The organism is Patescibacteria group bacterium (genome assembly GCA_041674405.1).
Lineage (GTDB): Bacteria > Patescibacteriota > UBA1384 > XYA2-FULL-43-10 > XYA2-FULL-43-10 > JBAYVT01.
On record JBAYVT010000003.1, the window covers coordinates 64323 to 88218 of the forward strand.

Annotated in this window: 21 protein-coding genes and 1 tRNA gene; 7 read left to right on the forward strand and 15 right to left on the reverse strand. The window is 42.1% G+C overall.

The features are described 5' to 3' along the window. Positions 1 to 40: 40 nt before the first annotated feature. A complete protein-coding gene (locus WC080_02545) occupies positions 41 to 2197 on the reverse strand; it encodes a ribonucleoside triphosphate reductase (GenBank protein ID MFA7244139.1) in 2157 nt (718 codons plus the stop codon). 276 nt (positions 2198 to 2473) lie between these two features. Between WC080_02545 and WC080_02550 the strand changes: the two genes are divergently transcribed. Further along, positions 2474 to 3079, forward strand: coding sequence for a class D sortase (locus WC080_02550; protein ID MFA7244140.1), 606 nt, complete (start codon positions 2474 to 2476; stop codon positions 3077 to 3079). A 10-nt stretch (positions 3080 to 3089) separates the two neighbouring features. Here the strand turns inward: WC080_02550 and WC080_02555 are convergent, their stop codons facing one another. Both WC080_02555 and WC080_02560 read right to left on the reverse strand, forming a co-directional pair. Further along, positions 3090 to 4505: an Ig-like domain-containing protein gene (locus WC080_02555; GenBank protein ID MFA7244141.1), complete on the reverse strand. Its 1416-nt coding sequence runs from the start codon at positions 4503 to 4505 to the stop codon at positions 3090 to 3092. Positions 4506 to 4641: 136 nt separating this feature from the next. Then, complete coding sequence (locus tag WC080_02560) at positions 4642 to 4917, reverse strand: MGMT family protein (GenBank protein MFA7244142.1); 276 nt, start codon at positions 4915 to 4917, stop codon at positions 4642 to 4644. Between the two features lie 107 nt (positions 4918 to 5024). On the opposite strand from WC080_02560, the gene WC080_02565 reads away from it, so the two are divergent. The 3 genes from WC080_02565 to WC080_02575 all read left to right on the forward strand — a co-directional run bounded on the left by WC080_02565 (position 5025) and on the right by WC080_02575 (position 9056). Further along, positions 5025 to 7019, forward strand: coding sequence for an MASE3 domain-containing protein (locus WC080_02565; protein ID MFA7244143.1), 1995 nt, complete (start codon positions 5025 to 5027; stop codon positions 7017 to 7019). A 138-nt stretch (positions 7020 to 7157) separates the two neighbouring features. Continuing rightward, the gene (locus WC080_02570; protein ID MFA7244144.1) at positions 7158 to 7835 is read left to right on the forward strand and encodes a response regulator transcription factor; all 678 of its coding nucleotides are present in this window, start codon (positions 7158 to 7160) and stop codon (positions 7833 to 7835) included. A gap of 276 nt (positions 7836 to 8111) precedes the next feature. Then, positions 8112 to 9056 carry a helix-turn-helix domain-containing protein gene (locus WC080_02575; protein ID MFA7244145.1) on the forward strand — a complete coding sequence of 315 codons (945 nt, stop codon included), beginning with the start codon at positions 8112 to 8114 and terminating at the stop codon, positions 9054 to 9056. Between the two features lie 98 nt (positions 9057 to 9154). On the opposite strand, the gene WC080_02580 is transcribed toward WC080_02575, so the two are convergent. The 8 genes from WC080_02580 to WC080_02615 form a co-directional block, all read right to left on the reverse strand. Continuing rightward, positions 9155 to 9640 (reverse strand): PH domain-containing protein, encoded by a 486-nt coding sequence (locus tag WC080_02580; GenBank protein MFA7244146.1) that lies wholly within the window; start codon positions 9638 to 9640, stop codon positions 9155 to 9157. A 103-nt stretch (positions 9641 to 9743) separates the two neighbouring features. Further along, complete coding sequence (locus tag WC080_02585; protein MFA7244147.1) at positions 9744 to 10463, reverse strand: hypothetical protein; 720 nt, start codon at positions 10461 to 10463, stop codon at positions 9744 to 9746. Between the two features lie 104 nt (positions 10464 to 10567). Continuing rightward, positions 10568 to 12589, reverse strand: a complete 2022-nt coding sequence (locus WC080_02590; GenBank protein ID MFA7244148.1) for an ABC transporter ATP-binding protein — start codon at positions 12587 to 12589, stop codon at positions 10568 to 10570. Then, entirely contained in the window at positions 12586 to 14367 is a 1782-nt protein-coding gene (locus WC080_02595) for an ABC transporter ATP-binding protein (protein MFA7244149.1), read from the reverse strand. The genes WC080_02590 and WC080_02595 overlap by 4 nt, the downstream gene beginning before the upstream one ends. Before the next feature lie 93 nt (positions 14368 to 14460). Further along, entirely contained in the window at positions 14461 to 15348 is an 888-nt protein-coding gene (locus tag WC080_02600; GenBank protein MFA7244150.1) for a hypothetical protein, read from the reverse strand. 254 nt (positions 15349 to 15602) lie between these two features. After that, positions 15603 to 16127, reverse strand: a complete 525-nt coding sequence (locus tag WC080_02605) for a DUF5666 domain-containing protein (GenBank protein MFA7244151.1) — start codon at positions 16125 to 16127, stop codon at positions 15603 to 15605. Positions 16128 to 16326: 199 nt separating this feature from the next. Then, the gene (locus tag WC080_02610; GenBank protein ID MFA7244152.1) at positions 16327 to 17358 is read right to left on the reverse strand and encodes a HAMP domain-containing sensor histidine kinase; all 1032 of its coding nucleotides are present in this window, start codon (positions 17356 to 17358) and stop codon (positions 16327 to 16329) included. Between the two features lie 112 nt (positions 17359 to 17470). Beyond that, positions 17471 to 18142, reverse strand: coding sequence for a response regulator transcription factor (locus WC080_02615; GenBank protein ID MFA7244153.1), 672 nt, complete (start codon positions 18140 to 18142; stop codon positions 17471 to 17473). 361 nt (positions 18143 to 18503) lie between these two features. Between WC080_02615 and WC080_02620 the strand changes: the two genes are divergently transcribed. Further along, positions 18504 to 19271, forward strand: coding sequence for a PHP-associated domain-containing protein (locus WC080_02620; GenBank protein ID MFA7244154.1), 768 nt, complete (start codon positions 18504 to 18506; stop codon positions 19269 to 19271). Between the two features lie 64 nt (positions 19272 to 19335). On the opposite strand, the gene WC080_02625 is transcribed toward WC080_02620, so the two are convergent. The 3 genes from WC080_02625 to WC080_02635 form a co-directional block, all read right to left on the reverse strand. Continuing rightward, positions 19336 to 20049 carry a peptidoglycan DD-metalloendopeptidase family protein gene (locus tag WC080_02625; protein MFA7244155.1) on the reverse strand — a complete coding sequence of 238 codons (714 nt, stop codon included), beginning with the start codon at positions 20047 to 20049 and terminating at the stop codon, positions 19336 to 19338. Positions 20050 to 20078: 29 nt separating this feature from the next. Beyond that, a complete protein-coding gene (locus WC080_02630; protein MFA7244156.1) occupies positions 20079 to 20774 on the reverse strand; it encodes a CDGSH iron-sulfur domain-containing protein in 696 nt (231 codons plus the stop codon). Positions 20775 to 21066: 292 nt separating this feature from the next. Beyond that, on the reverse strand, positions 21067 to 22242 hold the full coding sequence (locus WC080_02635) for an aminotransferase class I/II-fold pyridoxal phosphate-dependent enzyme (protein ID MFA7244157.1): 1176 nt from the start codon (positions 22240 to 22242) through the stop codon (positions 21067 to 21069). A gap of 270 nt (positions 22243 to 22512) precedes the next feature. On the opposite strand from WC080_02635, the gene WC080_02640 reads away from it, so the two are divergent. Together WC080_02640 and WC080_02645 are read left to right on the forward strand one after the other, a co-directional pair. Beyond that, entirely contained in the window at positions 22513 to 22770 is a 258-nt protein-coding gene (locus tag WC080_02640) for a GIY-YIG nuclease family protein (GenBank protein ID MFA7244158.1), read from the forward strand. Beyond that, positions 22761 to 22835: transfer RNA gene (locus WC080_02645), tRNA-Asn, on the forward strand. Before WC080_02640 ends, WC080_02645 begins: the two co-directional genes overlap by 10 nt. A gap of 171 nt (positions 22836 to 23006) precedes the next feature. Here the strand turns inward: WC080_02645 and WC080_02650 are convergent. After that, positions 23007 to 23807 (reverse strand): zinc ribbon domain-containing protein, encoded by an 801-nt coding sequence (locus tag WC080_02650; GenBank protein ID MFA7244159.1) that lies wholly within the window; start codon positions 23805 to 23807, stop codon positions 23007 to 23009. Between the last annotated feature and the right edge of the window lie 89 nt (positions 23808 to 23896).

Consider the following 23896-nt stretch of genomic DNA (forward strand, 5'->3'; position numbering starts at 1 on the left):
CCCGTAGGGGCCCCTTTGGGGTTTTTAGTTATTAAATGTATTAAATTAGCTCTGCTTGTTCTACATTTTCATCCACTACTACTTCTTCTTTAGCATCCTTTGTTTTTTTGATCTGAACAGTTTGTCTATCATCAAATTCCGCTCTTTTTCCTTCATTCCATTGTTTAATCGGGCGAATATATCCGACAATTCTGGCATAAACTTCGTTTTCCGAACCGCACTTTTCACATTTCTCCACTCTGCCAGGAATATATCCATCTTTCGGGCAGACAGAAAACGTTGGGCTAATCGTAAAATATGGCAACCGGTAATTTTCGCAAATGGTTTTAATTAGATTCTTCATTGCATTTAAGTCCTTGATTTCCTCACCCACAAACAGATGAACAACGGTTCCACCGGTATATTTGGTCTGTAGTTCATCTTGAAGATCGAGAATTTCAAAAATATCATTCGAATAATCAACTGGAAGCTGTGTAGAATTTGAGTAGTAAACTGGCAATCCGAGCTCTTCGTGTTGGGCTTCATTTGCAACCATAATTTCGGGATAAAGCTCTTTATCTATACGCGCCAAACGATGAGACGTACCTTCGGCAGGAGTAGCTTCAAGATTGTAATTGTTGCCAGTTTCTTGCTGATATCCTGAAATTTTTTCACGCATATAATCCATTACCTCAAGAGCAAATTTCTGGCCTTCAGCCGTGGCAATGTCGCGACCGAGCAAATTCAAGATTGCCTCATTCATTCCAACCAATCCGATAGTTGAGAAGTGATTCGACCAATATTTGCCATCGCGCTTTTTGATATTTCTCAAATAAAACTTCGAATACGGATAAAGACCGGCATTTGTCATTTTCTCAAGCGCAGTCCGCTTCAATTCCAAACTTTCTTTGGCTAGATCCATAACATAGCTTAGATTATATAGAAATTCCCTCTTGTCACGCGAACGATAGCCAAGCCGAGGCAAGTTGATAGTGACGACGCCGATCGAACCAGTAAGAGGATTTGCACCAAAAAGACCGCCGCCTCGCTTCATAAGCTCGCGGTTGTCTAGTCGCAGACGGCAGCACATTGAGCGTGCGTCTTCCGGTTTCATGTCCGAATTGATGAAGTTAGAAAAATACGGAACGCCGTATTTGGCTGTCATTTTCCACAAGCCTTCGAGTTTCTTATTCTCCCAATCAAAGTCTGCTGTGATGTTGTAAGTCGGGATCGGAAAAGTAAAAATCCGTCCCTTAGCATCGCCCTCAGAAACAACCTCGGCAAATACTTCATTGAAAAGATCCATCTCAGCTTGAAATTCCTTATAGGTTTCCTTTTGCGGCTTGCCTGCAACCATAACCGGCTGATCAGCAAGAGTGGAAGGCACGGTTAAATCGAGTGTGATGTTTGTGAAGGGTGTCTGAAAGCCAACCCTTGTCGGGACATTCATATTAAACATGAATGATTGCAAATCTTGTTTTAGCTCGGCTCTGCCAATTTTGTCATAGCGTATGAATGGAGCAAGCAAGGTATCAAAATTTGAAATTGCCTGTGCTCCCGCAGATTCACCCTGTAAGGTAAAAAAGAAATTAACCAGCTGGCCGAGGGCTGCCCGAAGATGTTTGGCTGGCTTGCATTCGATTTTGCCTTCCACCCCCGAAAAACCGACCGCCAAAAGGTCCTGTAGATCCCAGCCGACGCAGTAAACCGAAAGTTTATCGAGGTCATGAACGTGCATATCGCCTTCAGCCGCCGCGCGTTTGATTTCTTCAGGGTACACTTTGCCCAGCCAATAACCTTTGGAGATTTCTGAAGAAATATAGTTGTTAAGGCCCTGAAGCGAATAAGCCATGTTGGAATTTTCTTTCACCTGCCAGTCCAAATTACCGACATATTGTTCGACTAGGCCCACTTGTTCTTCAAGAGCTAACGCGCGAAGTTCGGCATGTTTTTGGCGATATATGATATAAGCCTTCGCAGTTTGGCGATATTTTGATGACAAGAGCACTTCTTCCACTACATCTTGTATTTCCTCAACGGTGGGAATCTTTCGGCGAATTCTCTCCGGTGCAAGCTCGATTACCTTTTTCGCTAATTTCTTGGCCGCGTCTTCGCCAAATTCTTCTGTTGCCTTGCCAGCTTTTGCGATTGCGCTCGCAATCTTGGCTTCAGTAAAATCAACGATTTTTCCGTCGCGTTTTCGAATCTTAGTAAACATCCCTTCGGCCCTCCATTCTAGTGATCAATATATGCAAATTTGTATTCGGTAATTTACAATATACACCCTTTTTGCCATCGTTCAAAGCCTTAACATACTACATGTAGTGTTTATGCTTAGTTCGGTTTTTGTTTGCTATTGTTTGGCGCTTCTAAATTAGGTTTTTTGATTTTTTTAACATAATATGGGTTATTACCGACTGAAAAATTAGCTCGACCATCAATGTATAAGATTTACATTGTAGCCCAACCCCAACGCTGATACAATCAAAGCGAAATGCTAAAAAATATCATTGTAAAAATATTGTTGGCTGCAATCGTCGTTTCTGTGGTAAGCGTCGGTGCTTACTATTTTTTTGGCAGAAACACAAAAGCCGATGACAAGACTGCTGTTACGATTAGTGACCAACCGCTTGTAGCCGGAGTAACAAATTCAAATCCTGACAACCAATCCGAAGGAAAAATGACTTTGGAAATCCCTGATCTTAAAATAACAGCACCAATTGTTTTAAATGTTGATGGCAACAATAAAGAAAGTTATATGAAAGCGTTGGAGGGAGGCATCGCCCACATGAAGGGCACAGCCCTTCCAGGTAATTCTGGTAATAGTGTGATTTTTGGCCACTCGAGCTATTATGAAGATCAGCCAGGAAATTATAAGTCAATCTTTGCCACCCTTAATAATTTGAGCATCGGAGACCCAATAACCGTCGAGAAGCAAGGTGGAAATCTAAATTTTATAGTATTCAACAAACAAATTGTTGATCCGGATGATGTCAACGTGGTAAACCAAAATTATAGTAAAAAAGAATTAACCCTTATTACTTGCTGGCCAATAAATACAACAAAACAAAGATTAATTGTCTCCGCAGAATTAAAATAGCCGTTAGCTGCTAGCTTTTATTTACAATCATAGTACTCGTTCCAACATTTCCTACGGGATCATAAGCTTTTATTACTAAATTATAACTGCCGTTTGGCGTGCCGCTTCTGAGCCAAATCCTTTCGATACTGCTGGAATCTTCGCTTGCAACAAGAGAATCATTAACATATATTTCCATTTTCACAACTGCCACATTATCTGTGGCTGAAGCTAAAATATGCAAATTATCCTCCGTCCAGTTCACTGGTGATGACAAGGGATCAGAAATAGTCACTACCGGTTTTTCCGAATCGGTTTCGGCATTATTCACGTTTACGCTTTCAGAAACTTCAACCGACTGATTGGAATCAAAGGCTTTTGCCTTTATGGCGTGAGTTCCGTTTGAATAACTCCGAGTCTCCCATGCCCAGCTGTATGGCGCAGACATAATTGTTGCAGTTTTTGCACCATCAACATATATCTCAACTCTGGTCACAGCAATGTTATCGCTTGCATTTATAACAATGCTTGTAACCGCAGAAACATTTGAGCCGTCCTGGGGCGAAGAGATTGCCACAGAAGGAGGTGTTGTATCTTCTTCCGGCGGCGCAGATGACATCCCTGAAAGCCAAGTCTTAACCCACCCCGATGGGTAGCCGTAAGTTCCGCTCATTGCGTGATAACCATAACCAGAAAAGAGGTAGGAATAATCTTCAGCCACGATTTCAACATCGCAATTCCCCCAACCTAGCGAGTAATCCGGAGCAGTGGACGAAAGGCTTAGGGGACGAGATGAATAATATTGCGATGGCCAACGCTCCCCTGTTGGAATATTATTGTCCACCCAACGATGGTAAAGCGTGTAATGATGCCCGTATTCATGAGAAAAAACCAACTTCATATAATCTGCAAAATAAGGAGAACTTTTGTACGAATAAACATTTAAAGTAATCCAGCCAAAAGCTTTGGTAATTTTGCCGTCAGAATTAGAGATGTAACTGCCGGTGTATAAACCGCCATAACCGCAGTTGGAACAATCGACGATTCTAAGCTCGTACATGTATGAAATATCCGAGCCTGACCAAAGCAAACTATTTTTTAAATAACTTTTTATTGTTTCGCCCAAAGCAGGATAATTTCCTGTCGTGTCATTATAGTAAATATTCGAAACAGGACCTTCACCCGCATATTTTTGCAAAGTATTTATGTCTTCCGGTGAAATGGTGCCTTCGGAAACCACAGTCGCTTTTCCAGCCGAAGTTGAGACAGACGATCTTGTCGATCCTTTTGAGGCATGCTTTGGTGGATTACTCTTAACTGCTTCTGGTGCATCTGATTGTATTACCAAAGTCGGGTTTTCATCACCTTTTTGAGATTCGGGCGAAGGCACAGCAGCAGTATTTGTATTACTTACAATTTGCGGATGGTTTTTAACATAAGCAAACACACCGACCCCGGTTAACAAAACAAAAATTAGCCCGACTGACAAAACCGGAGGAATACGCCTTATATGCTTCCAAAATTTATGGTCTTCTTCGAAAATTTAACCCTCCTTGCTAACCCAAACAGAATTTTTCACAAAACTAACCTGAAAATATTTTCTTACGCGAATTGCGCTCTTTTTCTAGAATAATTTTTTTTAGGCTTAGGCCCTTGTTGTATCCGCCGACGCTTCCGTCTGCGCGAATCACTCGATGACACGGAATGTTTTTATCGTGATTTTTATGCAAAATATTGCCGACAGCACGATATGCGTTAGGATTGCCAGCCCTTTCCGCCACCTCTTTGTAACTTAGCGTGTCGCCACATGGAATTTTTGCCACTACAGCAAAAACTCGATCTTTAAAACTACAGGACATAACTACATTATAATGTATATGAAAACTAATATGAATTTAATGCCCATCACTTTACAAATTTATTCCTTTAGATTATACTTTTGTTCCAATAAAGTAATCGCAATCCTATGCGGAAAAACATATCATTAGCAGAGAGATATGAACTGGAGATCCCGCAATATCCATATTTCATTGCAGGAATATGTGTTGTATTGGTACTCGGAACTTTGTACTTTTTAAAACAATATAACTTCAATCTATTCCATAGTTTTGCAGAGGGTTTTGCTATTACAGTGGGCATTACTATTTTCTTTGCAATATGGAACTCATCACGCCTTCTTAAAAATAATTTCTACTTCGTAGCAGGTGTATCTTTCATCTTTGTTGCGTTATTCCGATTTTTGCATGCCCTGGCCTACAAGGGGGTGGGGCAATTTTATTTCCCCTCGTTCGACCCATCGAATTTGGCGACACAGCTTTGGATCGCCGGGAGTTTATTTCAGTCCTTATCTTTTCTAGCAGCAACGTTCTTTGTGAGGAAGCGAGCAACCCACTGGCTCACATTTTTGATTTACTCTTTTGCTTCTGTTGCAATAGTGCTTTCAATTTTCTATTTCAGAGTATTCCCGGCTTCATTTATCGCAGGCAAAGGATTAACTGAATTCAAAATTATTTCTGAATATATGATATGCGGGGTGTATTTGGCAGCAATTGCTATACTTCTGGGCAGAAAAAAGGAATTTGATTATTCAATCTTACGCCTCACTATTGTCTCGATAATCTTTTTAATAATGTCCGAACTATCTTTCACTCTGTATACTGACCCTTTCGGATTTTCTAATATGATCGGGCATTTTTTTGCTATTTTTGCATATTACCTTTTCTACAGAACGCTCGTCGTGTCAATAATTTATCGACCGCAACGAATTATTTTTCGCGATTATGTCAATAACCAAGAAAAACTCTTGGAAAACCAGGACAAGCTACGGGAATATGCTAGGCAGCTCCAACTTGAGAAAAATGAAGATGAAGCCCTTCTTTCGAGTATCGGGGACGGAGTCGTTGCCACAGACAACTGCGGAAGAATCATGTTTGCAAACCGAGCTTTTTCTGATCTTTTCGATCTTGCGAATACAGAATTAATAAACCGGAATCTTGATTCTGTGGTCCCACTTGTCGATGACGGAGGGCGAAAAGTGCCTATTGAAAAACGCCCGCTTGGCTTGATTTTGTATTCGATGAAAAACACACAAAAAATCATGAAAACGGATCAATTTTCATTTAAAAGAAAAGACAAAGTTATCATCAGGCTTCTGATTACCGCCTCCCCTATTATTAATAAGGGCAGAATTACCGGGGTCATCGGAATTTATCGAGACATAACAAAGGAAAAAGATTTGGAGAGAACAAAATCTGAATTAATCTCATTCGCTGCCCATCAACTCCGCACCCCCCTAACAACTCTCGGATTAACCACCGAACTTCTATATTCCGGAAAGAAAAAAATTGATAAAGAAACGCGGGAAAATTTAAATTATTTAAAACAAGACATCGACAGTATGGCACACCTTGTAAACACTTTTTTAAATGTTTCACGGGTAGAAACCGGAAGATTGAAGATCAACCCAGAACTTGATGATGTGAAGCTAATGATAAAAGAAATGGTTAATAGGGCCAAAAAAGTTGCCAAACAAAAAGAAATCACGATTATTGAAACGTACGCCAACCATATGCCTTATATTAAAGTCGACCAAAACATCTTCAATACCATTATTGAAAACCTTTTGATGAACTCTATAAAATACACTCCCGAAAATGGACAAGTAGTTGTCAAAGCAACCACCTTGCCAAAAAACTTATTGGTAGAAATTGTCGATTCAGGACCAGGGATTCCTGCTTCGGAGCATGGAAAAGTTTTTGACTCAATGTTCAGGGGCAGTACTTCTCACGGCGCAGAGGGCTTAGGATTGGGACTCTATATCGTGCGGTCCATGATAAAACAATGCGGCGGAAAAGTATGGTTTGAATCACCTTCTCCCTACCACATCAATTCCGATATTATAGGCACAACATTCTATTTTTCGCTCCCACTCACCGGAATGAAACAACAAAAAATGAAATGATAATTTTTTAATGAAATATTCATAAAATGAATATTATGATAATAGATATGTAAAAAGTAAAAATTTAGAAGCGAAAAAGCCAAGAGAATAATTTAATTGGTTGTTTGTTGTTAATTTTAGCTTATTAGTTGAAAAATCATGAGAATACTGATTGTAGAAGATGAACATCGGCTCGCCAACGTTATCAAAAAAGGTCTCGTAGAAGAGGGCTACGCTGTTGATGTTTCTTACGACGGAAAAGATGGGCTTTATATGTCCGAATTAAATCAGAATGAATACGACACAATTATTCTTGATATTAATCTTCCCAAGATTGATGGCTTCACATTGTGTAAACGTTTGCGTGACCAGCACATCGATACGCCGGTTCTTATTCTATCCGCTATAGCCAACCTTGATGACAAGGTAAAGGGCCTCGATTGCGGAGCTGACGATTATCTTACCAAACCATTTGCGTTTAAAGAGCTAAATTCAAGAATCCATGCCCTTATTCGCCGAAGCAAACATGAAAGCTCACCAACTTTAAAGATTGCCGATCTTGAGCTTGATCCGATCTCACATTCAGTAAAAAGACAGAGCAAAAATATCAAATTAACCCCAAAGGAATTTTCAATTTTAGAATATCTGATGAGACACAAAGACTCAGTCGTAACCAGAAGTACTCTGATAGAACATGTTTGGGATTATAACTACGATGGTATTAGCAATATTGTGGATGTGTTTGTCGCTGCAGTAAGAAAAAAAATCGACAAGGACTCAAATCCCAAACTAATCCACACTCTCCATGGAGTTGGCTACAAAATTTCAGAAGAATGATTGTAAACATTGAAAAGAATGCAGAACGAACTCTCAAGAATATAATAAATCGGTATTTCCAATTTTGGCTATTATGAAACATTTGGTTTCATTCAATCCCAACATGGTGAGCGCGGCTCATTTTTTTAATATTGTGGTTTGTTCTAAAAATATCTCTTCCCGGACTTGTAATTTGCTACAAAATTAAAGATTTCTTAATATTTTTTTAATCTTTGCTTCACAGATGATTGTTTATGCTGTTCTTGCAGAATCAAATTTTTAAAAAAAGGAGTTAAAATGCCGACTCAAACATTACGGAGAGAAAACAAAAATTTGAGCAGTTTCATGGGTCGATTCAAACAATCGGAATATGAAACTGCGGCCAAAAAGGAAAATGCTGAAGAAGTGCACAAAAAAGCCAGCGATAATTACGATTTTGGCGACCACATCTTTACTGAAATGGTCGACCATTTCAGTAAAGACAATATTTACGCATACAAAAGTGCAATTTCCGTGATGGGTTATAACCTGGATTCTAAAAGGATGGCAATATTGGTGCAACTATCGGGCTTTCGCGACTATGTCTTGGAGTCACCCGAGATGATGTCGATTGAACGAGAAGACTTAATAAAAAAATGGAAAAGAAAAGTTGAGGAAGCACTTAATGCTTTTTTCTCGCGAAATACCGACATTATAGTGGCATATGTCGGAGATGAAAATTTTCTGGTCCTAAAATCGATTGAGGAAAATGAAGACAGAGTGCGCGGGATGTTGCTAAAATCATTCGGGTCAATATTTTCCCCTCTTAAAAGCTCACAGATTACCGAAATCAGCGTTGGTTTTGGAAACGCTTACTATGAAGTTGATGGTTGGTGTGAATCTATCAAAGAAGCAAAAACAGCATTGACACTTGGAGACAAGCTCTATGGAAATGGCAAAAGTTACTATTTCAACGATTTCGGAATACTATTCGCCATTGCAGATGGAGATACAAAGAAAAAAGCCGATCTTGCTATGAAAATTTTAGAGAGATTAAGAGACCGCGATTTAATGATGACTCTAAAAAGTTTTCTTGAGGAGAACCTGAACACAACAGATACTGCAGAAAAACTGGGAATTCACAGAAATACCGTGCTCTACCGCCTTGACCAAATCGCCTATCGTATTGGCTTAGACCCGCGTAATTTCGAGGATGCTTTCAAAATAAGAATGGCGCTTTATGTCCGCGAGATTTGCTGTTAACGCATACATTGCGTAAGCGGCTTATTTCCATCGATGTCGCCAAAATAAAAACATTCCTTGCTATACAACAATATAGTAAGGGATGTTTTTTGATCTAATTATTTCAAAAATTGCTGAAAATATTTTTTATATTGAAACGGTTCAACAATTCCCCAAATCTGGATAATGTCTTTTTCGTTATTTACATTATTGATAAAAGTCAGGCTTAAATCGCCATATTTCAAGACTCTGCCAAGATAACTTGAATATGCGTCTATCGAATAGAGATTATTTAAGTTGAATATCACTTCTTCCGGATTGTAGAACCCTCGATATTGAATCAACCGATTATCTTCAATGTGATAAAAAATGAAAGTCCAGGCAAATGTCATTTTAATTGCAATGACTGATAACACAGCTAGTTTGGCCGCGATGAGTATCAAAAATAAGTAAAACAAGACTACCCGATCTGACGTTAGGGACAACAATATTATAAAAACAATAAATAGAACAACATCGAATAAGAATGATAATAAAATAATTTTAACAATCAACGGATAATAGGCTTTTCTAATTTCCGTTATTTTTAAATTGTCTTCTTTCATTCACCATAAGTATAGCAGAAAGGTTTTTTAAAAATAATCCATAGAACCAAAGAAGGCCGCTGCGTGACACGCAACCGCCTTCCCGGTGCGGAGACCAGCTGGTTCAGCCGGACTCCATACTTACTACCGCATCCTCCGGCCCGAGCAGCCGGTACCCCCTCTCCTCGTGCACCAAGCCGAGCTTCTCGGTCACTACTACCGCTTCCTCGCCACAAGGCACGTGAACCGAGTAGAACATGAGAATGTCGGAGACCAGACTCACCTCGTCCACCCACAATCTCGCCATCTCTTCGGCGATTAGCGGCCCGCAACGATCCCACCAGTACACATCAGACGACATAGCCGCTAGGTCCACTTCCTGGAGGAACGACCATGTCATGCCGTGACAGGTATAATCCTCCAGATCTCCTTCCGGGTCGAATGGCCGTCTCCAGAGAAGAAGCTTGGCCAGAGCTGTTGCCGTTCCCCGACCCTTGAGCAACTGCTCCAGCTTGTTGAGCAGATCCGCAGGATGTTCCCCATAACCAGCGAGAACGCGGATCGCCACCTCAGGATCTATCCCTTCGGGAAGGCGCGAGCCAGATGGAAACAGGTGTCCGAGCATACCCTCAATTGAGGGATCCATCCCCTCGGACCAGCCGCAGTTGGGACATTGCGGCTTCCAAATCGTGTCGTTCGGAACGCTGGAATGCGCTCGCTCAATCGGGTAGTGGTGGCAGCGTTTGCAGGTCAGTCCGTTTCGCCGCCTAGACCTTAGGTAGATGATGGAAACCAGCAGTGCTGCAATCAGCAAAGCCAGTCCGTGCGGAATATAGTTGGTCATTACGCAACCTCCAAGAAGAGTGTTCCGGCTTTACTCGTTCCTGTTATAACAAAAAACGAAACTGAAGTCACGCAGTTTAATGCAGAATTTAATAATAATAAATATTAGATCGTTTCCGGCGCCGTGAATTGGCTATTGTATAGAGAAGCGTAAAAGCCGTTTTTCTTAAGAAGTTCAGGGTGTGTTCCCTGCTCGACAATATTGCCGTCGCGCATCACTAAAATTAAATCGGCTTCGCGAATTGTTGAGAGACGATGAGCGATAACAAAGCTGGTTTTATCCTTCATCAAATTTTCCATCGCTTTCTGGATCAAAATTTCTGTTCGAGTATCGACTGAGCTTGTCGCTTCATCGAGGATTAGCATTGGAGTCTTGGCGAGCATCGCCCGGGCGATAGTTAAGAGCTGTTTTTCACCCTGGGAAATATTGTCGGCCTCTTCGTTAATCTCCGCCTTGTATCCTTCGGGAAGAGCGTGAATGAAGTGATCAGCATGCGCCGCCTTGGCTGCCTCAATGATATCTTCTTCCCTCGCATTAAGTTTACCATAGGCAATGTTATCACGGATCGAGCCATTGAAAAGCCAGGTGTCCTGTAAAACCATGCCAAAAGTTTTTCGGACATCGGCGCGTTTCATTTCGCGAATATCAATGCCATCAATTTTGATCGCGCCCTTATTTACATCGTAAAAGCGCATAAGAAGATTGACCATCGTCGTTTTACCGGCACCGGTCGGGCCGACGATAGCAACTTTCTGGCCGGGTTTAATATTGGCATTGAAGCCCTTGATGATTACTTTGTCCGGGTTATAGCCAAAAACAACATTATTAAACTCCACGCCACCTTTCACCTTATCAATAACAACAGGGTTAGCTGCTTCGGGAACTTCCTCAGTTTCATCTAAGAATTCAAAAACGCGTTCAGCCGCAGCAGCCGTTGACTGCATCACATTGGCAATCGTCGCTGATTGTGCAATCGGCTGATTAAATTGATTCATGTATTGAATGAATGCTTGAATGTCTCCAATTTGTAACCTTCCCTTAAAAGCAAGCCAGCCACCCAAAACGGAAATGCCGACAAATCCAAGATTACCGATAAAATTCATAATCGGGAACAAAAGACCAGATAAAAACTGTGACTTCCAGGCGCTATCGAAGAGTTTATTGTTAATTTTCTTGAATTTCTCAACTGAACGTTTCTCGCCGTTAAAAACTCTCACTACATTATGGCCGGCATACATTTCTTCAACATGGCCATTCAAATGCCCGAGTTGATCTTGTTGTTCTTTAAAGAAATGTTGGGACTTTTTGACGATAGAAGCAATTAGCCCAAAGCTAATCGGCAAAATCACAAGCGCGACCAGAGTAAGCAACCATGAGATTGTAAACATCATTATAATGATGCCGATGATCATCGTGACTGCAGTGACCGTCTGGGTCAAACCTTGGGTTAGAGTTTGACTTACTGTATCGACATCATTGGTAACGCGCGATAAAACCTCACCATAGGTGCGCGAATCGAAATACTTGAGCGGCATTCGGTTAATTTTTTCCGAAATATCACGCCGGAATTGATACGTGATTTTCTGCGAAACTCCGGTCATAATCCACCCTTGAATATAGGTAAATATGGATGAAAGAAGAACCAGTATGAGAAGAATGATCGCGATATGCCTAACCTTGGAAAAATTAATACTCGGGCGATGCGTGAGATCTAGATTTGTGATGCGATCACGAATATTTGAAGGAATTTTGGAAACCATATCCTGTGGTAAATTCTTGATGAATTGGCCTCCGGTTGTTCCAGAAGGCACGGTCACGCCCTTTGGTAAAGAACCGATTATTGCGTCATAAGCCTTCATGTCAATGAAATCGGATACGACTTGGTTGGTCATATTGCCCAATATTTTCGGAGAAAGGATCGAAAATATTGTCGAAGCAATAGCAAAGATGAAAACGACGACGATTGTTACCAAAAATGGGCGCATGTAGGCGAGAAGTTTTTGCATCGTTTTCTTAAAATTCTTTGGTTTTTCCGCCATCATGCCCATGGCGTGCCCTGGCCCGCCCATTGGCCCGCCGCCACGCTTTTTTGGCGCTTCCGTTTTTGGAGTATCTTTGTCTGTCATTTTGCTCCCTTCGCGGCTAATTTTTCACCATCTAGGCTGACCTGATAGGCTGAAAGTTCGCCGGGAGAGAGCTGTGATGATGCAATTTCCCGATAAATATCGCTGGTCTTCATCAGCTCCGAATGAGTCCCCTGCCCAACAATTTTGCCATCATCGAGTACCAAAATTTTATCAGCAGACAATATCGTTGAAATTCGTTGGGCAACGATCAAAATCGTTTTATTCTTGACCTCTTTTTTGAGTGCCTTTCGAAGCGCTGCATCAGTTTTGAAATCAAGGGCAGAAAAACTGTCATCAAAAATATAAATTTCCGGTTTGTGGATTATTGCCCTCGCAATGGAAAGCCGTTGTTTTTGGCCGCCGGAAACATTGTGACCGCCCTGGGCAATATTAGATTTATATTTATCAGACAGATCTTTTATAAATTCCTTGGCTTGGGCAATTTCTGCCATTTTTCTCACTTCGGATTCCGATGCCTTTGGCGCACCGTATTTTATGTTGCTCTCGATTGTACCGGAGAAAAGAACGCCCTTTTGCGGCACATAACCGATTTTGGAATACAGATCTTCAAGTTTCATTTTGCGGACATTGATTCCATCAATCAAAATTTCGCCGGATGTAACATCATAAAATCTTGGGATCAGAGAAATCAAAGTGGTTTTTCCCGAACCGGTCGAGCCAATGATAGCGGTTGTTTCACCTGGATTAGCGACAAAAGAAATGTTGCAAAGCGCCGCCTCATCTGCGCTTTTGTATTTGAAAGTTACATCTTTAAATTCAACCAAACCCCTGCCTACTTTTGCAACTTTAACGGGCTTTTTTGGATCCGCAATCGTGGGCTTAGTTTCCAAAATCTCAGAGATCCGGGCACCAGAAACCGAGGCACGTGGCACCATGATAAACATAAATGAAAGCAAAAGGAATGACATTATAACTTGCATCGCATATTGCATGAAGGCGAGCATGTTCCCTACCTCTAAATTCCCGGAACCGATTAGGTGGGCACCAAACCAGATAATGGCAATTGCAGTCAAATTGAAAATAAGCATCATTGCCGGTTGCATTATAACCATTACCTGGTTTACAAATAGATTGGTATTGGTAAGGTCAACATTGGCTTTCTCAAATTTATTTTCTTCAATATGTTCATTATTGAAAGCACGAATAACGCGTAACCCTGTAAGATTCTGGCGCGTGACCATGTTGAGTTTATCAACAAGCTTCTGCAAAAGCTGAAATTTCGGTAGAGCAATAGTAAAAAGCACAATAATCACACCAATTAAAATGCATACAGCAAGCGCAATAATCCAGCTCATTGACGGAGCCAGATCATAGGCCTTTATGATTGCGCCAACGCCCATAATCGGTGCCTGCAAAACCATGCGTAGCAATAACACTAAAACCATTTGAATCTGCTGAATATCGTTGGTCGATCGTGTAATTAATGAAGCAGTGGAAAATTTATTAAATTCAGAGAGCGAAAAACTTTCGACTTGAGAGAAAACCTTGTTTCTAATATCCATTGAGTAACCGGTGGCAACTCGAGCAGCAAAATAGCCAACACCGATTGTGGCCACACCTCCCAAAAGTGAATATAGGAGCATGGTCAATCCGGTAGAGAGAATAACATTATTGTTATTTAAAACAATACCTTCGTTTATGATCTTTGCCATGTAATCCGGAAGAAGAAGAGTGGTATAAACAGAGACTGACACCAAAATAAACAGAGCAACAATCTGCCAAATATATGGCTTCAAATATTTAAGAATTTTCAACATAGATCATTATTTTACTACTCTTGGCAGCCAAGGTCAAGAGAGGCTAAAGCTTAAGATCACTAGCTAATTTTCATCCAAGCCGGAAATCTTTTGTTAGAAATGGAGAGTCTCAATGGAAGTATCAATCTCGTCCATGTATTTTGCAAAACTTAGTGACTCTCGAGGAGTTGTTGTCATAAGGCTAACAAAATCTGCATGAACTTTTTTGTCTTGCGCATCAGTTGGGCTCGTTCCATATTGCTTGGAAAGAGTGGCCACTTCGGTAGAGAACGATGTTAATTGCCGGTTTATCTCAATAATCGCATCGTGATCGGGATTATAAACAAATGCATGATATTCAATCGGTATACCGTAATCCTGGCTATGCGTACCGATCATTGCAACACCTTTGGATTTTCCATCCGTGCTTTTCAAATAATCCATATAAACCCTATCAGCCTTGGCATAGGTCAAAAATTCAACGCTGTATTTATTTAGATCATTCTTGATATTATCGGTCAATTTACCGGCATTATACAAGTCCTTTACCGCCGCAAGGAGGGATACCCTATCGGAAGCAGACAACTGATACGGCTCGTCACTTCCTGCGCCTTTTACCCATTCGGAAATTTTATATTCATTTATTACCCCATATACTTCCCCGCCTTTGTTTATAGCATATGTCGTAATTTGAGTCGAAACTCCTGAAGTATCAGCCTCTTTGGTCAGGGTCCAAGAATCCGGATATTTAAGAGTACCATTTGTGAGCGGAAGAGTTAGTGTTTTCCAGTTTGAAGTGTCGACAACAGCTTGAGAGGATAAAGAATTTTCGGATGACGAAGAGTTTGAACTTTTTGCATTAATTTTTGCATTTAAATCATCAACCTGTGACTGCAAATCGTTCTTTTCCTTCACATACTGGCTATTTAAATAATAGTAGCCGCCGGCCCCGAGAGCTGCCATTACAACTACTGTGATAATCACGATCCAAATTGGTTTCATATCCCTCCTGTTTTATGTTCCTGCTACTATTATAGTTTTTTTGCAAGCAATATCAAAACGGCTCACCGTGAGCCGTTTTGATCATTTATTTTTAAAAAATTTAGAATCCGTATGTACTTAAATTTTACATTTAGGCCAATTTTGCAAAAAATAGTATTGATTCAAAGCGGGATACTAAGCGCTGGAGGGGGTAGCGCTTAGTATCCCGCTCCCCTTTGCTGCAAGCTAAAAGATATCACTTATCAGCTTGCGGCTTATTGCGTTACTTGAATCACGACCGCTTGAATAACTCCGTTCGAATTCGGCCGGCCACGAACGATTATTTGGTCATCAACCTTAAGATCGCCTTTGGAGATTATTTTCCCGTCTGCGTTATAAATAGAAGTTGAGTCAAGAATTGCGACTGAAGTATCGGAACTGCCGTTAGTCATAGTCAAATTATCGCCATTTACAGCGGTAATTTTTCCTTCATGCCCGCCTCGTCGCATGCCGGATTCCCGCATCCCGCCGTTGCGATATTCACCCATCATATTGTCACCAAATCCGCCCATCATGTCCGGCCCTGTTCGTTCAACCGACACTCTTTCAAATTTTCGCTCACTGTGGCCATGAAAAAAGGCATGTCCTACAGCCGCCATTCCACCAACCAAAATTACAACCGCGATTATTGCCAAAGTGATAATTGCCGCTTTGTTGTGGTGGCGGTATTTATCCTCGAATTTCGGGGAAATTTTTTCTTCTTTCGGGCCTGGTTTTTCCTCAATTTTATCTTCTTGCATTTGCTCCTTTCCGGTGCCCAGCACCAGATCAGCTGATGCTGGGACCTGTTCTAATGAAGTATGAATATATAGTATAAAAAGAGTCTGAGAAATGGCTTAGTATGTTTGTCAAATTTTGGCTAATCATATTCATTCATATCTGTCACCCCAAAAACCACACAAGTGTGGTTTTTTAAGTATTAACGGACATTTCTCTGGATTAATAAAGAGGCAGATTGACTGTGAAGGTGCTGCCCTCATTGGGTTTTGAGTCGGCAGAAATAGCTCCACCATGTAGTTCTACTATGCGTTTGGCAATTGAGAGCCCAAGGCCATAACTTTTTGTTTTGTCTTTTGATCTAGAAGAATCGGCCCGGTAGAAACGACCAAAAATATGCGGCAGATCAGAAGGCTCGATACCAACACCCTGATCCTTGATTTTAATTTCGGCATGCTGGTGTTCCTTTTTTATCATGATAGATATTTTTGACTCCTCTGGGCTGTATTTGATCGCGTTATCAAGAAGTATGACAAACAATTCAATCAAGCTCGGCCTATCACCCTTAACTTTGGCTTCGGCAAAATCATTTTCAAAACTTATTTTTTTGCTTTTGGCAATTTTTTCAATTTTTTCATAGGCCTCAACAGCAACTTCTGACAAAGAAATTTCTTTGAATTCTTTGTGCGAGTTATCTTCATATTTTGCCAGTTTCAAAAGGGCGTTAGATAGCGTTTCCAATTTTCCAATTTCTTCCAAGTTGCTATTTAGTAGTTTTTTCGCTTCGCTCAAACTGATTTTTTGGTCGCGCAGGTTCACCTCAATTTCTGATCTCATGGCCGTAAGCGGGGTTTTTAGTTCATGAGAAGCGTCGGCAGCAAAACGGCTTTGTGCCAACATCATATCTTCGATCGGCTTTAGAGCCCTTTGCGCAAAATAGTACGATAAGAGTGACGACAAAACCAAAATTAACAGATTGAAGTAGATTAGATTCAATTGCAGGCGACCATTGGTTTCATCGATCTGTTCGTCGCGAATTTTTTCAAGTTCAGAGATGATCGGATTGCAGTTAACTTCTTCGCAAACGTTTTGCGAAGGTTGAATATTTTTTAAAATTCCGGTTTGGCGCCTTAAGCCCTGTCCGACCTCTCTGGCAGAAATTTGATAAATGGCCGCAGAAAAAGACACGCTAATGATCATAATGATCAAAACATAGAACAACGTAAGTTTAAGATAAGCGATTTTAAAATGCATAATAGATATCTCAAATTTCAAATATCAAAAGTCAAAGCTAATGTATTGTACTATATTATTTTTCGGATTTTAAGATGCAAATTTGAGATTTAAGGTTTGGGTTTTGAGCTAATCAGCCTATTTTGTATCCGAATCCTCTTACCGTCTGAATCAATTCCGGTTTTTTGGGGAATGGCTTATCGATTTTGTTTCGCAGGTAACCGATGTAAACCTCAACGGTATTGGGCAAAATATCAGCATCGTAGTCCCAAACATGGGCGATAATGCTGTCTTTGGTCAAAATCCTTTTTGGATTTCTCATCATGTATTCCAATAGTGCAAATTCCTTGTTTGAAAGCAGAATTTTCTTCTCGCCACGCAATACATCGAATGTCGAAGTATTCAGGGTTAAGTCTTCGATTTTGAGGGTATCGGGGGTTATTTCCTGTGGACGGCGCATCAGCGCGCGAACCCGAGCCAAAAGTTCTTCAAAGGCAAAAGGCTTGGTAAGATAGTCGTCCGCTCCTGCATTCAAACCCTCTACCCTGTCTTCAATCTTATCTTTGGCCGTGAGAATCAAAATAGGCGTATTATTTTTCTTGTCGCGTAAAGCTCGGCAGATATTTATTCCATCAACCCCGGGTAACATTCTGTCCAAGATTATCAGATCGTACTCAATCGTTGCGGCCTGGCCAAGCCCATCTTCCCCATCATAGGAAACATCAACAGCAAAAGATTCCTGGGAAAGCCCTTTTTTGATCGCATTTGCTATCTTATGATCGTCTTCGATTACTAATATCCGCATGTTTTTATCTTATAACTAATATGTAACAACTAATAATCTGTTGAATAATTTCCCTCAGTTTTTCGTTTAAAGCCCCGAAGAGACCATTGGGGTTATTAGTTCTAAGTTGATAATATACTATATTATCTGAGAAATTGCTGTGATTTTTAACTAAAAAGTTAAATCTAATAACTAATATCCAAATGAATAATCTTCTTTGGTTTTTCGTTTTTCGCCCTGAAGGGGCCCCTTTGGGGTTATTAGTTTTAGGGTTAATATCTGTGCTAGAATAAGTTGTCTATAATTTTTGAAAGGTTCCTTTGGTTATTAGTTTTTTCGCCCCGACGGGGCCCCATTGGGGTTATTAGCTGTTAGATAATTTATGGAATATATTGAAAAATTTGGAAAAGCTGACCTTCATATTCATAGTACTTTTTCTGATGGCAGCAATTCAATCGAGGAAATTCTTGATTATACGGAAACAAAAACCGACCTCAATATCATAGCCATTTGCGATCATGATACGGTCGAAGGTGCATATTTGGCAAAAAAGATTGCTCATGAAAAAAATCTTAGAATAAAGGTTGTTATTGGCGAAGAAATCTCAACAAAGGAAGGACATGTGGTTGCTCTTTTTATCGAGAAAGCCATCCCCCCAGGTTTATCGCTGCCCGAAACATTAGATCAGATCGAATATCAAGGTGGTTTGGCAATCGCTCCTCATCCCATGTTTCACACTAGAGTTCGTGGTAAAGATGAGGCGGTAATGGATGGAATCGGTTTTGTGAATTTGATCAAATACAAGGAGAAGTTCACCGGTGTTGAGATTGTGAATGCCACCCCTTGGATGGGACGCAAGAATTTAAATGCCCATTTTATAAATAGCTCTCTTGTGTTCAAATCGGAAACCGGCGGATCGGATGCCCATATTCTTGATGCGATCGGAAAGGGCTACACGGCATTCGAGGGCAAAGATATTAAGAGCTTGAAATATGCACTTGAAGTCGGGCAGACGATTGCCATAGGTGTCCGCTGGAAAACATTGTCGCTTCTAAAATATGCTTTCTTTTTTATCCCGAAAGGAATTCGTATTTTTTTCTTCACTCTGCTGCATGGTTTCACCAAAAAACGGCCACAAATCGATCTTTAAGCATTATCTCAATAAAGTTTTATATGATAATTTGTAAAGAATGCCTACTCCCTTGGGCATTCTTTTATTGCGCTCCCAAGCTCGCAAGCAACACTTTTGGATCAACCCAGTTTGAGAGATCAGACTTTGTCGGAACGTAGCCGCGGACATCAATCCCCGACTCCTTGTGCAGCCCGAAATGCAAATGCTTTCGGACGTTTCCATTGGTATTCGAGCATTGCGCACCAAGCTCGGCTAAATTTTCTCCAGCCACAACGCGATCTCCAACCTTAACAGCCGTAGTTGATAGATTGACGTGGCCATAATACGCAGTATAGATACTTCCGCCTAAGTTATACTCGATAACGATTAGGCCGCCATAACCGGTGACTGAGCTTGTCTCACGCACCGTGCCATCGGCAATTGATTTTGCAATAACCGGTAAATTTAGTTCGTTTGGAAAAATCTCGAGATCATCGGCAGTGTGATAGCCGACATAATATGTTGCATTAGGACAAACTTTTTTATCCGGATTTGTGGTTCCTCCCGGCGGATAATACACACCGAAATCATTTGCCATGATACGTGCAGCAAAATTATCGAGAGGATAAACCAAAGTTGGCACCGATTCAGTTTGTGAAATTGGGTTCTGGCTTGAAGAGCCTGAAGGCGCTGGATTTGTTGTTGTGTCTGTCGACTGAGAAATTTTAGCCTTCCTGTTCTTCAAAAGATAAAAACCACCACCGGCGGCAGCAAGTATTATCGCTCCAATAATGAGTAGTGGAAGGATTTTTTTCATCAGGATTTTTTAGCGATATCAACAGAAAGTTATTTTAGCGAGCTATCGCCATCATTAAACCCAAACTCGATGTGCGAGCGGTCGCAGAATGGCTTGTTCTTGGATTTGCCGCAGCGGCAAAGGGTGACGCGGTTGCGGACTTCGTAGGTTTCACCATTTGCAGATTCTACTGGAATTTCCCCTTTCACCCAAAGTGGACCGGAAATTTTCATGTCTGGATCTTCAATAATGCCAATAGACTTTTCAAGCTTTGGTTCAATAATTTTTCCCGTTTTCTTGTCGCGCACAACGAGACGGCCAGACGGGCAATCGCAGCATTCTTCTATAAGCATTTTTTTGGAATCTGGGTCAGATGATTCTCCTACTAGATTCCAGGCAGTATCTCCGCGATCGCAAAATCTGCCCGAGGCGCAGATTTTGCTCTCATCATACATAACTGCATCCGGACCATCCAAAACTTCGGCCTTGTCAAAAAAATTCTCAAATTCTGCTGTTTCTGTGCAATCAACACCAGCTGTCATATGTGTTTTATCACAATATGGCTTACTCTTAGATTTCCCGCAACGGCAGAGGTGATAATGTTCACTCTTGGGAAATTTTTCGCCGTCTTTCCACCTCTCCGAAATCCCATTGCCATCGCCGACAATTATTTGCCTCTGAAGCGGAACATTCCCGGTCACTTCGTAAGGCCCATCTTTAATAATTTTAATCCTCTTCTTTGACATTTTCGCCTCGACTTTATGATCTTTATGAACTTTAACTACATAGAATTATATCAGCTATCACCAAGTTATTATTGTAGAAGTTAACAAAAGAAGCTCTTGTATTCAATCATAATGAATCTGAGATGAAAGAATCCGGCGAGATGATGGAGAAAATGGATAAAGACATGGATAGTAAGGACATGTCTTCGGGTGAGATGTAATTACAACGCTTCTTTTTGGCTCAAAGCTTAAGCAAAAAAGGGCGGTGAGAAACCAGTCTACAGCTTCTCACTCGATCCCCCCTACTTCTTGATTACCCCGCCTTCATGGCGCGGGCGATCCGGTCCAATCCCTCCTCGATCTCCAGATCGTTGTACGTAAGGCTCATCCGGAAGTAGCCTTCCCCGCCCGCGCCGAACGCCGAGCCCGGGGTGAGGACGACGTGCGCCGTTTCCACCAGATGCTCACAGAACTCCGCACTGGTCGAGAACCCATCCGGGATCGGCGCCCAGATGTAAGGAGTCGCCTGAGGCGGTTCGATGCTCCAGCCCAGCGAGTTCAAGGTACCGACGACGAGGTCCCGGCGCTGGCCATAGACGAAACAGATGTCCTCGCAGGCCCGCCGATATTCTTTGAGCACCCGGGCACCGGCGAACTGGATGAAACGAGGGGTCCCATTGTCGGTGTTGCCCTTGTAGCGCTTCAGGTACGACAACACCTCTGGGTTGCCGACGGCCGCGCCGATCCGCCACCCGGTCATGTTAAACCACTTGCTGTGAGAGATGATCTCCACAGCGACCTCAGACGCCCCTAGTACCTCCAGGATGCTCGGCTGCCGGATGTTGCCCAGATTCACCAGGCTGTAGGCGGCGTCGTGGACGACAAGGAGCTTGTGCTCCTTTGCGAATTCGACGGCCTCAGCGAAGAAGTCGAGGCCAGCCACCGCAGTGGTGGGGTTGTTGGGGTAGTTGAGCCAGAGGATCTTCGCTTTCTGGCAAATCACCCCCTCGATACTACCCAGGTCGGGGAGCCAGTACGGCGGCTCGAGCTTCATGTGGTAGGTGTTCGCCCCGAACATGTGCTGGGCGATCTCGTAGGTAGGGTATCCGGGGTCAGGCACAATCCCGAGATCCAGCGGATTCAGGAAGGCCCCAGCGAGCTGGACGATCGCCTCTTTGGACCCACTCGTCCGCAAGATCTGGTTGTCCTCGAGCGTGACGCCGAAGTAGCTCTGGTAGAACCGGCACACCTCGGAGTCGAAGTCCGTGACAGGCATGTCATCCCCGTAGCGAAACCGATCGGGATCCGTGACATCGTTGGCGGCACGGACCATCTCATCCACAGCACAAAGCGGAGTGGGCATGTCGGGGTCGCCGATTCCGAACGAGACGACATGGACACCGCTCGCCTTGAGAGTGTTGATCTTCTCCCGCAGCGAGGCAAACGGATATGGCGGCAATGATGCGAGACGGCCTGAAGGCTCAAGCATGAACGAAACTCCTCCTGGAATGTGATATGCGTCCCGAGCGAGATAAAATTAACACATTTTATCATTTTTGTCTAGTCAAATAGCAGCATGATTTGTGAATTTCAATACCAAGCGATCTTTACAGAACGCTTCATTTTTGCTAAAATTCTTGTGTGTTTGAGAGTTATTCCCTCCGTCTCCAGCTTGCTGGAGCCGAGAGTTACCCGATAGCTCCCGTCTCCAAGCAAAACTTGGAGCCGAGGTCTCGGCTTGATATAATCAAGACGGACAATGGCAGACCATTTTATTTACATTTTAGTAAGTAAAAACGCCCCCAAAACTTATATAGGTGTAACATCAGATATCGAAAAGAGAATATCTGAACACAATTCTGGCTCAAATGCTTACACCAGAAAATATAAGCCTTGGAAGCTTTTTTATTCCGAAAAATTTGATGATAGATCAGTGGCATTAAAAAGAGAAATTTATCTGAAATCGCACGCAGGGCGGAACTTCATAAAAAAGCTTTTTCAAAATATTCCCCGATAGCTCAATGGCAGAGCGCTTCGCTGTTAACGAAGATGTTGCTGGTTCGAGTCCAGCTCGGGGAGCCAAGAAAAAAGATTGATTGTGTAATCAGTCTTTTTTCTTTGTTCAGTAGAATGGACTCGAACCAAGGATGGGGTCGGGAAACATGGGTTTCCCGCTGAGGAAAATACTAAAAACCGAGGGTTTTTAGAGTGGTTCATATGTCCAGCTCGGGGGGCCAAAGAAAAATGACACTTTTATGATTTTGATCCTTGAAATGTCCCACTGCAGCGTCCCGAGCTCCAGGTGCCGGAGACTTTGCTACCGGAAAAAGTCATATTTACGACTGTTGGGGTGGAGCCAGCGCTAAGCGTCTCAGCCGCCTTACCATTCGAATCGATTTTTGCATTGCCGCCCCAAGGATTTTGAACCTCGCCGCCAGTGACATAGAAGGCTGTCAGCTCGACTGACGAGTCACAATTCGGCTTTTGCATTGTAGTTTGGTAATAACCGTCCCAGTTGTTGCTGATTGGCCCGCCAGGCAAGTCGGTCGTTACATTGGTGACAGTGTGGTGAATGTACGGCCAGATAAAGACAAAAAAGACGACGACTAAAATTATGAACATAGCAGCGACTGCACAGCCACTAGCAGCTGTCTGCTTCTTTGCAGCCGGCGGAGACATTTCTGCGGCAGAATTCTCTTCTTTTTTGTTAGATTCTTTCATCTTGAGATTCTTTTTGTTCTGTTTCACTAAGGCCCAGATTCCAAGGATAAAAATTGCCAAGCACAACAAGGTTATTCCGAGAACTAATTCGGTAGCATTTTTAGTTTTATTGCCAGTGAAAAAATAGGCGGTTGTCCCGCTCAGGGCCAAAAAAGAAATGATGATCAAAAAAATTAAAAGGCAGGAAAGACAACCTGTGTTTTTCGCCGGAGGAGCAACCGGTTTAATGTCCTTGTCTTTATTATCACCAGGGACGTCGCCAATCAGATTGCCGCATTTTGGGCAGAACTTATCTTTCGCCTCGACTTTCTCGCCGCATTTAGAACAAAACATTCCCCCTCCGAAATTTTTAGGTGATCTGACAACATCACAATTATACCACAAGTTGCGGAAACTTATGTTTTGCTGCCTTATTATAGATC